11 protein-coding genes are annotated in these 12401 nt (G+C 45.8%); 6 read left to right on the forward strand and 5 right to left on the reverse strand.

From position 1 onward, the window contains the following. Positions 1–6: 6 nt before the first annotated feature. The 3 genes from R3D00_29520 to R3D00_29530 form a co-directional block, all read right to left on the reverse strand. Positions 7–384 carry a hypothetical protein gene (locus R3D00_29520; GenBank protein MEZ4777353.1) on the reverse strand — a complete coding sequence of 126 codons (378 nt, stop codon included), beginning with the start codon at positions 382–384 and terminating at the stop codon, positions 7–9. Between the two features lie 211 nt (positions 385–595). Continuing rightward, positions 596–1486, reverse strand: a complete 891-nt coding sequence (locus R3D00_29525) for an MBL fold metallo-hydrolase (GenBank protein ID MEZ4777354.1) — start codon at positions 1484–1486, stop codon at positions 596–598. Between the two features lie 16 nt (positions 1487–1502). Beyond that, the gene (locus R3D00_29530) at positions 1503–3368 is read right to left on the reverse strand and encodes a DNA topoisomerase IV subunit B (GenBank protein ID MEZ4777355.1); all 1866 of its coding nucleotides are present in this window, start codon (positions 3366–3368) and stop codon (positions 1503–1505) included. A 131-nt stretch (positions 3369–3499) separates the two neighbouring features. Between R3D00_29530 and R3D00_29535 the strand changes: the two genes are divergently transcribed. Then, the gene (locus R3D00_29535; GenBank protein ID MEZ4777356.1) at positions 3500–4489 is read left to right on the forward strand and encodes a hypothetical protein; all 990 of its coding nucleotides are present in this window, start codon (positions 3500–3502) and stop codon (positions 4487–4489) included. A 7-nt stretch (positions 4490–4496) separates the two neighbouring features. On the opposite strand, the gene R3D00_29540 is transcribed toward R3D00_29535, so the two are convergent. After that, on the reverse strand, positions 4497–5351 hold the full coding sequence (locus R3D00_29540) for a glycosyltransferase (protein MEZ4777357.1): 855 nt from the start codon (positions 5349–5351) through the stop codon (positions 4497–4499). 67 nt (positions 5352–5418) lie between these two features. Between R3D00_29540 and R3D00_29545 the strand changes: the two genes are divergently transcribed. Both R3D00_29545 and R3D00_29550 read left to right on the forward strand, forming a co-directional pair. Further along, positions 5419–6510: a DNA alkylation repair protein gene (locus R3D00_29545; protein ID MEZ4777358.1), complete on the forward strand. Its 1092-nt coding sequence runs from the start codon at positions 5419–5421 to the stop codon at positions 6508–6510. 53 nt (positions 6511–6563) lie between these two features. Continuing rightward, on the forward strand, positions 6564–7130 hold the full coding sequence (locus R3D00_29550) for a DUF3109 family protein (GenBank protein MEZ4777359.1): 567 nt from the start codon (positions 6564–6566) through the stop codon (positions 7128–7130). A 68-nt stretch (positions 7131–7198) separates the two neighbouring features. Here R3D00_29550 and R3D00_29555 read toward each other — a convergent pair whose 3' ends face one another. After that, complete coding sequence (locus R3D00_29555) at positions 7199–9457, reverse strand: aconitate hydratase (protein MEZ4777360.1); 2259 nt, start codon at positions 9455–9457, stop codon at positions 7199–7201. Positions 9458–9962: 505 nt separating this feature from the next. Between R3D00_29555 and R3D00_29560 the strand changes: the two genes are divergently transcribed. The 3 genes from R3D00_29560 (at position 9963) to rny (ending at position 12265) form a co-directional block, all read left to right on the forward strand. Further along, entirely contained in the window at positions 9963–10250 is a 288-nt protein-coding gene (locus tag R3D00_29560; GenBank protein ID MEZ4777361.1) for a hypothetical protein, read from the forward strand. A 26-nt stretch (positions 10251–10276) separates the two neighbouring features. Further along, a complete protein-coding gene (locus R3D00_29565) occupies positions 10277–10579 on the forward strand; it encodes a cell division protein ZapA (GenBank protein MEZ4777362.1) in 303 nt (100 codons plus the stop codon). A gap of 96 nt (positions 10580–10675) precedes the next feature. Continuing rightward, complete coding sequence (gene rny / locus R3D00_29570; protein ID MEZ4777363.1) at positions 10676–12265, forward strand: ribonuclease Y; 1590 nt, start codon at positions 10676–10678, stop codon at positions 12263–12265. Positions 12266–12401: the final 136 nt, after the last annotated feature.

The following is a 12401-nucleotide window of genomic DNA, read 5'->3' on the forward strand; positions in this document are numbered from 1 at the left end:
GAATGATCAGGATTTTTTTGTGCTCTTTTTTTCAGAAGCTGTGCTCTTTTTTTCTGTTTCTTTTACTTCTTCGGTAGCACCCAGGCCTACTTTGGCTTCCAATGCTTCGATTCGGCTCATCATCGCGTCAAAATCCTCTTTGCTTACAAACTTGGGGATATTGAGTCCTTCGGTCAGGTTTCCAGCCAGATCTTTGATTTTGCTTTCGATTTCTTCTTTCCTTACGTCCACCTTATCTTTAAAATCGTCAACGATTTTTTTGCCTTCTTCTTTGCTCACTTTTCCCTTGCCAATGAGTTCGTCCACAACTTCCTGAAGTTTTTCGGCAGTCAGTGAAGCGATACCTACGCCGGTGTAAAAGAATTTTTTAAACAGATCTTCCATGATATTTATTTTTTATGGTTTGACTTTATGACAGTTTCTGCCTGTATATATACCAACTTGCAGGAATTGTACCATTGGCGTAAATACACGAAAAACGGCGCAAAAAGCTTGCACTTGCTGCAAAAACTTCGCTTTTTGCAGTTTTGTCAGGAAGAAGTGTCAGGAAATTTGCTATTAAAATTTCGGGTTTGGTTTAGCGGGTTTCGCCCATTCACAACCTCGGTGAAGGATTGCCTGACCAGTAGCGGATCAGACCGGCCACGCTCATCCAGGCTGGATTCGCAGCTTCGTATCTGGCAACCATGGCATCATCCAACCCGGCTTCTCGTAGCTGATTTTCCGCATACGCGCGAAATTTGGGGGTCATTTCTTCGGCGGTTTCGCCGCGATTCATATACATTCTGATGACGTCCCCCCACTCATTGAGCATGCGGCGCAGATCGTGAATATGGGTTGAGATATCCTCTACGATTCCGTAATGCGTCAGATATAATTTATCGGGGCCAAAAGACTCAATAAATTCGAGTGAGTCAAACCACTCTCCAATGTCGATATCCGGCGGCGGACAGGGCGGCACGACCGGGCCTCCGTTTATTTTACAACCTCCTACATCTCCGGTAAATATGACCTTACCCAACCTCCATGCAATATGGTGATTGGCATGGCCGGGTGTATGAAGCGCCTGAATCTTTTGGTCGCCAATCGTGATGATTGTTTTGTTTTCTACGGCAACGAGATTCTCTTCCGCAATGGGAAACATTTCTCCCCAGAGGGTTTCCATCATATCGCCGTAAATCCGTTTGGCAGAATTGTACAACCGCTCCGGATTGAGCATATGTTTATAGCCGAAAGGATGAACATATATTTTTGCGCCCGCTTTTGCCATAGCCCAGGCTGCCCCGGCATGGTCAAAATGGATATGCGTCAACAGGACATGTTTTACATCTTCTGGTGCATATCCCAAATCTTTTAATCCCTTCACCAGATTGTTAAATGCGGAGTATGGCCCAGTTTCGATGAGTACCGGGCCTTCGGTTGTCTCGATCACAAAAGCCGCGATCGTCTGATCCGAAAAAAACTGAAGATCGAGAATATGTATCATCCTGTTAATCTATTTATCACACTGCTACGATTTCTGCGGTATCTTTCTCCAGACGCAGATTTGCAATGATAAAGTCCTGACGGTCGGGCGTATTTTTTCCCATATAATAGCTCAGCAAATTCTGGATAGAAGTTTCCTTCTGAAGCATTACCGGCTGAAGCCGGATATCTTTTCCGATAAACTGCTCAAACTCGTCGGGAGAGATCTCCCCCAATCCTTTAAATCGCGTGATTTCAGGTTTTGCCCCCAACTCTTCAATCGCGGCAAGTCTTTCTTCGTCAGAGTAACAGTAGATCGTCTTTTTCTTGTTACGCACCCGGAAAAGGGGAGTATCCAGAATATACAGGTGCCCGGATTTCACAAGGTCGGGAAAAAATTGAAGGAAAAAGGTAAGCAACAACAGTCGGATGTGCATACCGTCCACATCGGCATCTGTGGCAATTACTACGTTGTTGTACCTAAGATTGTCGAGTTCGTCTTCAATATCGAGCGCATGCTGGAGGAGGTTAAATTCCTCATTTTCATACACGACCTTCTTAGTGAGTCCGAAACAGTTCAGTGGTTTTCCGCGAAGACTGAAAACTGCCTGAGAATTGACATCACGCGCTTTGGTGATCGAGCCGCTCGCGGAATCTCCCTCGGTGATAAAGAGGGTAGACGCCAGTCTCTTTTCATCGTCGCCGCGTTTATCAGACAAATGGATACGGCAATCTCTGAGTTTTTTATTGTGAAGGTTGGCCTTTTTTGCACGCTGATTGGCGAGTTTTTTAATTCCGGCGATCTCTTTGCGTTCCCGCTCCGACTGCTGAATTCTTTTTTGCAAAGCCTCCGCAACCTCCGGATGTTTGTGCAAATAGTTGTCCAACTCCTTTGTGATAAAATCATTCACAAATGTACGGACCGTCGGCCCATCATGTGCGACATTGATTGAGCCCAGCTTGGTTTTGGTTTGCGACTCAAACACCGGCTCCTGCACACGCACGCTCACCGCTGCAATGATAGAAGCGCGGATGTCGGTAGTGTCAAAGTTTTTATTGTAAAAATCACGAACAGCTTTTACCACTGCTTCGCGAAATGCCTGCAAGTGCGTTCCCCCCTGTGAAGTGTACTGCCCGTTGACAAATGAGTAATACTCTTCTCCATAAGAATTGCCGTGGGTAATCGCGACTTCTATATCGTATCCGGAAAGATGAATGATCGGATAACGGACTTCCTCCTGCTCTGTTTTTCTGGTCAGAAGATCGAGCAGTCCATTTTTCGAGTAATATCTTTCGCCATTGAGATAAAGAGAGAGACCTGCATTCAGGTAGGCATAATTCCATATCTGGTTGGTCAGGTAGTCGGGGATAAACCGGTAGTTGCGGAAAATCTCAGGGTCGGGACGAAAAATGACGGTCGTCCCCTGCTCTTCATCTGTAGCGACGATTTTATGATCTTTTACAAGCTCTCCCTTTTCAAATTCTGCCACTTTCTTTTTGCCATCTCTCACAGATTCTACCCGAAAATAAAAAGAGAGTGCGTTCACAGCTTTGGTACCCACCCCGTTTAATCCTACCGATTTTTTGAAGGCTTCAGAATCGTACTTACCACCGGTATTTATTTTAGACACACACTCGATGACTTTCCCCAGCGGAATACCCCTTCCATAATCTCTGACAACCACTTCCCCGGTTTTGACCTCAATATCAATCCGTTTTCCATTACCCATCACATATTCGTCGATGGAATTGTCTATCACCTCCTTCACCAATATATAAATACCGTCATCCGGAGAGGTTCCATCTCCAAGTTTCCCGATATACATACCCGGTCTGAGCCGGATGTGTTCGCGCCAGTCAAGGGATTTTATACTATCTTCGTTATATACAGGTGTTGCAGACATAAATTAATTTTTTACTAAAAACAGAAGCAATTTAACAGATAAAATAGCTTTTTGCAACAAAAATTAGTAGTCGTATTACCTTAAATCCTGCTTTTACAGGTGTTCGTTCAATTTACAGATACTTTTCAAGCATGAATATACAAACGTGCATCCTTATCTTTTTTATTGTTTTTCCACAACTGTTGAAAGCACAGCTATCCACCGCATCGCTGCCTGAGCTTGTCTGGCTTATCGATACTTTTCCTGACCGCGAATTTATCCCTTCGGATACGGATCCGCTCCTCCAACAGGGAGGCGAGCTGATCAAAAACTATAAGCCCGGTTCCTTTTTCTGGCGAACAGTTGACAGTATGAAAGTTGCCGTGCGTGTAATGGAAAAAGGGCATATCGGCTCCAGCGGGGATTTCTGGTATGTAAACGCCAACCTTAAGGGGGATTCGGCGGCTTATACCGGTCAGATGTATATATTTTTCCCCAAAGGTTTTTTTGCCAGTACACGTGCAGGCAAACTCCCCAACTCTTTCAAATCCCGGCAGGATGTGGCCCTTGACTCTATGCAGGGAGATGGCTTTGCCTCTATCGTCATGTTCTGGGCGGATGTGGATGAATATGGGGCAGTTATTCCGCCGGGAAAAATGGATACAGCAAGACAAACTGCTGCCGTCGGAGACTATTCATATGTTCAGTCTCTTCCTCAAAAAGGGGGAATTTACGGCAACAGGGAGATTTATACCTGGCCCGACGGCAGCGGCGTCAGGCTTACGGAAGGGGAATGGTGGGGGCTTACACAAATCGTAAGGCTTAATAGCTTTGATGGTTCCGGCAATCCTGTAGCAGACGGGTATATCCATGCCTACGTGGCAAATCCCGCTTATGAGGAAGGCAAATGGGTAATGGTAGGACAAAGGGAAGGGCTGATTTTCAGGGAAAGTGAACCGGCATTTGGGATCGGTCAATACGATATGCCCTGGTTTCAGGGCGGCGGATCGAGAAAGCCTGTTCCGTTTGGCTATGCCCCGCTGGAAACGATTGAAGCATTTGGCAGGGGCTGGACAGTCTGGGCAGGAGAAGTCATACCGGAAGGCAGAGCATTTAATGATAAAAACCAACCCCTACGATAATCAATGTTCACGGATCTGTTCTTTTTCCGGCAAATATATATTCAATCAGACGCTTACCCTCTCGCTTAAACCTTTTGGAAAACCCTTTCCACACCCCTCCATCAGCCATGATACGCCGGTCGCTGGTCCAAGCCAGTGTAGCAGGTGTGTCGATAAACTCCAGGCGCCCGATCCTGGAAAGCAATAAAGCCATATGCCCGTCTTCGCTCCCCGTCGGGGTATGGTCATAACTTCCGTGATGAATGCCATCTTCCCTGCGGAAAGCAGAATTAAACCCATGCACATTGATATACTCCCTGTTTCGCTTTCGCAACCGGTATAGGGTTTCGCCTAGCAGCTCATGAAAAAACATAGCTGTCCGCGAATTATTTTTACCAGGGATAAACGCGTGGTTTCCATAGACCAATGCAACAGCAGGATCTCTTAAGGCTTCGACGTAGGGTATTCCCCATCCCTCCGGATAAATCGTATCTGCATCCGCCTGAAGCAAATACGTGCCTTTTGCCATAGTCAGCCCTACCTGCCTGGCGCCTTTCGGGCGGCGGTTTTCCTTCAACCCGATCGATTTTACCCCGAGTGTGTCCAGTATTTTTTGTGTTTCATCTGTACTGGCATCATTCACTACAATGATTTCGGTCGGGTAAATGTCTGCGATCCGCAAATGAGACAGAGAAGAAAGCGTGTGCAATATATTTGCGGCCTCATTGTAAGCAGGAATGACGATGGAAACCACTGGCTTTTTCACCCGAAACCGCATCAACTCCATACGTATGCGCACAAGCTCGCTTTCCGGCACATCTTCCAGACTTGTATAAGCAAAACGATGAGCATGTATCCAGGGTGGAATTCGAAGCGGAGGCATAGTGAAAAATATCTCTGTGCTGCGAATATAAAAAAAGATTAGCTTTGAAAGTTAAGCAACCCTCATCATGCCCGAACCACTCAAAAACCTATACAACGACAAATTTTTCCGTTCCATCGTCAATGATTTTCTTTCTGTGTATCCCAACTTCGACGCAGAAGGATTTATGGCCCGCATTTATGACGACCTGTGGGAAAAGCGGGAATTGAAAGACAGATTGCGCCATATTACGGTTTCACTCCACACTACGCTTCAATTGCCATACAGAAAAGCACTGGAAATTCTTATGCCTGTAGCTGCAAAACAACGCTACGCCTTCGAATATCTGTTTTTCCCGGACTTTGTAGCGTTGTATGGAATGGAAGATTGGGATGCGTCGCTTCCGGCGCTTGCGTTTTTCACCCGTTATTCCAGCTCCGAATTTGCCATAAGGCCATTTATCATTGCCCGGCCGGAAAAAACGATGAAACAAATGCTGGAATGGTCTGCGCATGAAAATGAACACATCCGCCGTCTTTCCAGTGAAGGTTGCCGCCCAAGACTGCCCTGGGCCGTTGCCCTTCCTGATTTTAAAAAAGATCCGGCCCCCATACTTCCGATTCTTGAAAACCTGAAAGCTGATGAGTCCCTTTATGTGAGAAAAAGTGTCGCCAATAACCTGAATGATATCTCCAAAGATCACCCGATGCTCGTGCTGGAAACAGCCGAAAACTGGCATGGCAAACACGCTCACACCGACTGGATTCTCAAAAGAGCCTGCCGCACGATGCTCAAAAATGGAGAGAGCCGGGCATTGAGATTGTTTGGTTTTGGAAATCCGCTCGCTGTCAGAGCACAAAACCTGAAGCTGGAACCAGACACGGTCAATATGGGCGAAGAAATACACTTCTCTTTTGAAGTGGTTCACGATTCTCCACAGCCGGAGAAACTGCGAATTGAATTTGCGATCTGGTTTGTCAGGGCAAATGGCTCCCTTTCGCGTAAAATTTTCCAGATAACGGAGAATTTCTTTGACGGTGGAATGCCCGTGTCCTTTTCAAAAAAATACACTTTTCGGGATATGACTACCCGCACCCACTATTCAGGCACACACAAACTCGCCATTATTATCAATGGAGAAGAAAAAATTGCTGCACAGTTTGACGTCAACCAGAATTGATTTTCCATTAACTTTACCAAACTATACTTTAAAATATGGCCAGTTCATCCAGTATTATTGAAATTGAAAATAAACTTGTCAGCGGAGAAGTGCTGGATGAGTTATTTGCCTGTGATATTGCACGCTGTAAAGGAGGGTGTTGCGTAGAGGGAGACCTTGGCGCGCCATTAGAAGATGACGAACTTCATATCCTGGCCGATATCTACGATAAGGTAGAGCCATTCCTCCGTGAGGAAGGAATACAGGCCATTGCCGAACAAGGAACCTCTGTCTATGATATTACAGGTGGGTACTCCACGCCGCTGGTCAATGACCGGGAATGCGCATACGTGACTTTCTCAAAAGAAGGGATCGCATTATGCGGCATCGAGCAGGCGTATGAAGCCGGGAAAGTTGATTTTCGAAAGCCCGTATCCTGCCACCTTTATCCTATCAGAATTTCGAAATCCCGGTATCATGAAGTGCTCAATTATGACCGGTGGGACATATGTGCGGCAGCATGTGTCAGAGGCAAAGCGTCAGGCATACCTGTATACAAATTTGTAAAGGATGCCATTATCCGCAAATATGGGGAAGAATTTTACGCTGCGCTGGAGGCCGCTGCTGAAAATTACAAATAATAAATAGAAAAGCCCCTTGAGACAAGGGGCTTTTCTATTTTAAGATTAAAGGTATAATTATTACCCTTCTACGCTTTTTGCTGGCGAATCAGGTTCAGTGCGCTTCCTGCTTTAAACCAGTCAATCTGCGCATCGTTGTAAGTATGATTACAGAGGAAAGAATCTGTACTTCCGTCAGCGTGATTTAACACGACTTTCACCTGTTTGCCGGGAGCAAAATCAGCAACAAGAATATCCACTTTATCATCCTCCTGAATTTTGTCGTAGTCTGCCGGATTAGCAAAAGTAAGCGCCAGCATGCCCTGTTTTTTCAGGTTAGTTTCATGGATACGGGCAAAAGATTTCACAATTACGGCTCTCACACCCATATGGCGGGGTTCCATGGCGGCATGTTCGCGGGAAGAACCTTCACCATAGTTTTCGTCGCCAAAAATCACAGAGTGAACGCCTGCATTTCTGTATGCACGGGCGACTTTAGGAGTTTCGAGATATTCGCCTGTGAGCGGGTTTTTGCTGTTTGCTTCTTTGGTGAATGCGTTGATAGCACCCAGCATAACGTTGTTGGAGATATTGTCCAGGTGTCCGCGGTAGCGAAGCCATGGGCCAGCCATAGAAATATGGTCAGTCGTACATTTTCCAAATGCTTTAATCAGAATCGAAAGGCCTTTGATATCGGCACCATCCCAGGGATTAAACGGCGTAAGCAGTTGTAGTCTGGTCGAATCAGGAGCTACCTTTACCTGTACTTTGCTGCCATCTTCAAAAGGTGCTATAAAACCAGCATCCTCAACATCAAAGCCTTTGGATGGGAGTTCTTCGCCTGTGGGAGGATCGAGTTTTACGGCTACCCCCTGCTCATTGATCAGGGTATCTTTCATCGGGTTGAAGGTAAGATCTCCGGCGATGGCAAGTGCCGTTACAATTTCAGGCGAAGCCACAAATGCATGCGTATTGGGATTGCCATCGTTGCGTTTGGCGAAGTTGCGGTTGAAGGAGGTGATAATGGAGTTTTTCCGGTTGGGATTATCCATATGACGCGCCCATTGACCGATACATGGGCCGCAGGCATTTGCGAGAACTACACCACCTATTTGCTCAAAAGCATCCAGCAATCCGTCTCTCTCTACCGTAAAGCGCACTTGCTCTGAGCCAGGTGTAATGGTAAATTCAGAACGAGCCTTCAGGTTTTTGGCTACTGCCTGTTTTGCCAGGGATGCGGCCCGGTCAAGATCTTCATAAGAAGAGTTGGTGCAGGAACCGATCAGGCCGACTTCGAGCGTTTGGGGAAATCCGTTTTCACGAACGGCATCGGCAAACTGAGAGAGCGGCCAGGCACGGTCAGGAGTAAATGGGCCATTGATATGAGGCTCCAGCTCGCTAAGGTTGATTTCTATTACCTGATCGAAATATTTTTCAGGATTGGCATACGCTTCAGGGTCGCCGGTGAGGTGCTCGGCAATCTGATCTGCCAGTACAGCAACTTCGGCACGTCCGGTAGCATGCAGGTAGCGGGACATCGATTCGTCGTAGCCAAACGTGGAGGTTGTAGCACCGATTTCAGCACCCATATTGCCGATAGTACCTTTACCGGTACAAGACATACTTTGAGCACCGGGGCCAAAATATTCGACAATGGCACCGGTTCCACCTTTAACCGTAAGAATACCAGCCACTTTCAGGATGACGTCTTTGGGAGAAGACCAGCCGCTAAGTTCTCCGGTCAGCTTCACACCGATGATTTTGGGCATTTTCAGTTCCCATGCCATACCGGCCATGACATCTACGGCATCAGCGCCACCTACACCGATGGCAACCATACCGAGTCCACCGGCATTAGGCGTATGCGAGTCGGTACCGATCATCATTCCACCGGGGAAGGCATAATTTTCCAGCACAACCTGGTGAATAATCCCTGCACCGGGTTTCCAGAAACCAATACCGTACTTATTCGATACAGATGCGAGGAAGTCATAAACTTCTTTATTGGTATCGATAGCCGTGTTAAGGTCTTCGGTCGCACCGGTTTTTGCCTGAATCAGGTGGTCGCAGTGTACGGTGGAGGGGACAGAAACTTTATCTTTTCCCGCCATCATAAACTGAAGGAGCGCCATTTGAGCTGTGGCATCCTGCATAGCTACCCGGTCGGGCGCAAAATCCACATAAGCCTTACCCCTGGCAAAATCTTCGAGCTCCACACCGGGGTAAAGGTGGGAGTACAGTATCTTTTCGGTGAGCGTGAGCGGGCGGCCGAGAACCTTGCGGGCTGCGGCAATTTTACCGGGCATTTTGCTGTATGCTTCCCGGATCATATCTAAGTCAAATACCATAGTTCTGTAAGTTTTCAATTTGAACCCGAAATTACATTTCTTTTTCGAAAGAACCCACCTGAAAAGAAAGGAATTCATCTTTACAACTGCCAAATCAGCCGCAAAATCCTCAGAAAAAGATTAACAGTACCGCGGATTTGCTTTTGACAGCTCACCCACGCAAAATCACCAAAAACAACAACATACAATCGGATTATACATATGTTATATTTTTTATAAAATAAATTTTTCTATCTTTGGTACATATTAAAACAGAGCGATACACTCAGCCCCCACGAAAAAGAAAAAATAAATCCTACTTCACCAGCCACTACGGCTCAGTCAACTTACTGACTCCACGCTTCTGAAAAAAAGGCCACCTCCCCGGGTGGCCTTTACCGATTTACAAAGCCTTTATTATTAGCCACTTGCGGTTATCTTCCTTAAGTAGTACAGTAATTATATTTTACAACTTGGATTAATCCGGAAATTTACAGTACTTGAGTGCTTGGAGCGTATGAACACTATGGATGAATTACTCCATAAATTTCAGGGAACGAACCAGAAAGCTGCCAAACTTGAGCGGTTGCTGCTTCGATTGAGGCAGGAACATGATCAAATGAAGGAAAAAATTGAGGAATTGACGCAGGCGCTTGAGGAAAAGGACCGTGAAATGGCAGCATTAACTGAGAAGTATGAAGCCGTAAAACTTGTCAAGAGTATCAACAATGGACAGGATTTACAGGCTGTACAGGCAAAAATTGACGACTATATAAAAGAAATAGATATTTGTTTAAAGAATTTTGGTGATTAGCATAAACTGGCAAGAAGACGGATCACGTGGACAAGAAATCCATTAATATAAATATTTTCGGACGTCAGTATCCTGCCAGGGTTGACAGTGAGGAGGCAGAGGTAATTGAAGCGTCTGCCCGGTTGATAAACGCAAGAATAAAAGCCTTCAGGGCTGAATATAAAACTCAGGACGATCTCGACATAGCCATTATGACTTGTCTGGATATAATGACTGAGTATATGACTCACAAAGCGAAAAGTCAACAGAGCGTAGCTGCACTCCTCAACGAACTCTCAATTCTGGAGCAGAAACTGGATTATTCATTACAACTGTCCGGAGATAAATAATTTTTCGGGCTCTCCTCGCTTTTTTATGCGTTTGTTATTACCCTTTGTGTTAGTAACAGGGTCACCTCGTTGTTAAACCCATAACATTCGCATCATATGACGGATATAATTATCGGGGTTTCTATCGGTCTGATTGCTGGCATCATCGTCGGCTACTTTATCAACCGGTTGATTCTTTCCCAGGCCAATACAAAAATGATAGAAGCGGCCAAAGTAAAAGCGGAAAGTATTGTCGAACAGGCAGAGCTGAAAGGCGAAAATATTAAGAAAGATAAAATCGCCAAAGCCAACGAAAAGTACATTCAGCTCAAGTCTAAGTTTGAACAAAACGCAAACAAAACCAAGGAAAAACTGGATGGCTTTCAAAACAAGTTGAAGCAGCGGGAACTTACCCTCAATCAGCAAGCTGAAAAACTGAAGGCAGATGCACATAAGGCGAAAACCTTGGAAGCCCAGATGGAAAGTCTTAAGGAAAATCTTTCCAAACAACTCGAAATCATTGAAAAAAAGCAGGAAGAGCTTGAACAGCTCCGCCAGAAACAGGTAAGAGATCTCGAAAAGATCGCTGGCCTTTCTCCTGAAGAAGCCAAAGCAAATATGATCGAAGCGCTTAAACATGAAGCGCAAACCGAGGCTTCTGCGCATATCAAAGAAATTGTCGAGGAAGCCAATCTTACTGCTACGAAACAGGCCAAAAAGATTGTCATTGAAACGATTCAACGTACTGCGGCGGAACATGCCATCGAAAATACGGTAACGGTTTTCCCGCTCGAAAATGACGAAATCAAAGGTCGTATTATCGGCCGCGAAGGACGGAATATCCGTGCGCTGGAAATGGCCACCGGTATCGAAATCATTGTCGATGACACGCCCGAAGCAATCATCCTCTCAGGGTTTGATCCTGTACGACGGGAAGTGGCCAGGCTTTCGCTGCACAAACTCGTTACCGATGGAAGAATTCACCCCGCACGAATTGAGGAAGTGGTGAAGAAAACCGCCAAAAAAGTAGAGGAAGAAATTATTGAAATCGGCGAACGAACCGTCATCGATCTCGGTATTCATGGTCTTAGACCTGAGCTTATCCGTATGGTCGGAAGAATGAAATACCGCTCTTCTTACGGACAAAATCTCCTCAAACACTCCCGCGAAGTAGCCAACCTTTGCGCAGCAATGGCCGCAGAACTTGGCCTCGATGTCAAAAAAGCAAAACGTGCAGGACTCCTTCACGATATCGGTAAGGTAGCGGAAGATAATTCTGAGCTCCCTCACGCATTGCTAGGAATGGAACTCGCCCAAAAATACAACGAACACCCGGAAGTCTGCAACGCCATCGGTGCTCACCACGATGAGATTGAAATGACCTCGATCATTTCGCCCATTATACAGGCATGTGATGCCATCAGTGGTTCTCGCCCCGGTGCCCGGCGCGAAATCGTGGAAAGTTATATCCAACGGCTCAAAGACCTCGAACAACTCGCACTCACCTATCCCGGTGTCATGAAAACTTACGCCATTCAGGCCGGACGGGAACTTCGGGTGATTGTAGAAAGTGAAAAGGTTACTGACGAAAAAGCAGAAAACCTCGCTTTCGATATTTCTCAAAAAATTATGAAAGAAATGCAATATCCCGGCCACATTAAAATCACGGTTATCAGGGAAAAACGGGCAATTGCCTACGCAAAATAAACGCGTTTCTCAAAATAAAGTCTTTACTTCTCTGCGCCCCCACCTTAGGGGGCGCTTTCTTTTAGGGAAATCCATTGCCAAAGACATTATCTATTTGAATACTTCAACTATTTCCTTATAATTTTTTCTATTTTTG

The sequence above is a fragment of the Bacteroidia bacterium genome, assembly GCA_041391665.1.
In the GTDB taxonomy this organism is placed as follows: Bacteria; Bacteroidota; Bacteroidia; order J057; family J057; genus JAGQVA01.

Excerpts from the sequence above, each read along its gene's own strand:
- R3D00_29520 (MEZ4777353.1), bottom strand. The coding sequence starts at position 384 with ATGGAAGATCTGTTTAAAAAATTCTTTTACACCGGCGTAGGTATCGCT.
- R3D00_29525 (MEZ4777354.1), bottom strand. The coding sequence starts at position 1,486 with ATGATACATATTCTCGATCTTCAGTTTTTTTCGGATCAGACGATCGCG.
- R3D00_29530 (MEZ4777355.1), bottom strand. The coding sequence starts at position 3,368 with ATGTCTGCAACACCTGTATATAACGAAGATAGTATAAAATCCCTTGAC.
- R3D00_29535 (MEZ4777356.1), top strand. The coding sequence starts at position 3,500 with ATGAATATACAAACGTGCATCCTTATCTTTTTTATTGTTTTTCCACAA.
- R3D00_29540 (MEZ4777357.1), bottom strand. The coding sequence starts at position 5,351 with ATGCCTCCGCTTCGAATTCCACCCTGGATACATGCTCATCGTTTTGCT.
- R3D00_29545 (MEZ4777358.1), top strand. The coding sequence starts at position 5,419 with ATGCCCGAACCACTCAAAAACCTATACAACGACAAATTTTTCCGTTCC.
- R3D00_29555 (MEZ4777360.1), bottom strand. The coding sequence starts at position 9,457 with ATGGTATTTGACTTAGATATGATCCGGGAAGCATACAGCAAAATGCCC.
- R3D00_29560 (MEZ4777361.1), top strand. The coding sequence starts at position 9,963 with ATGGATGAATTACTCCATAAATTTCAGGGAACGAACCAGAAAGCTGCC.
- rny (MEZ4777363.1), top strand. The coding sequence starts at position 10,676 with ATGACGGATATAATTATCGGGGTTTCTATCGGTCTGATTGCTGGCATC.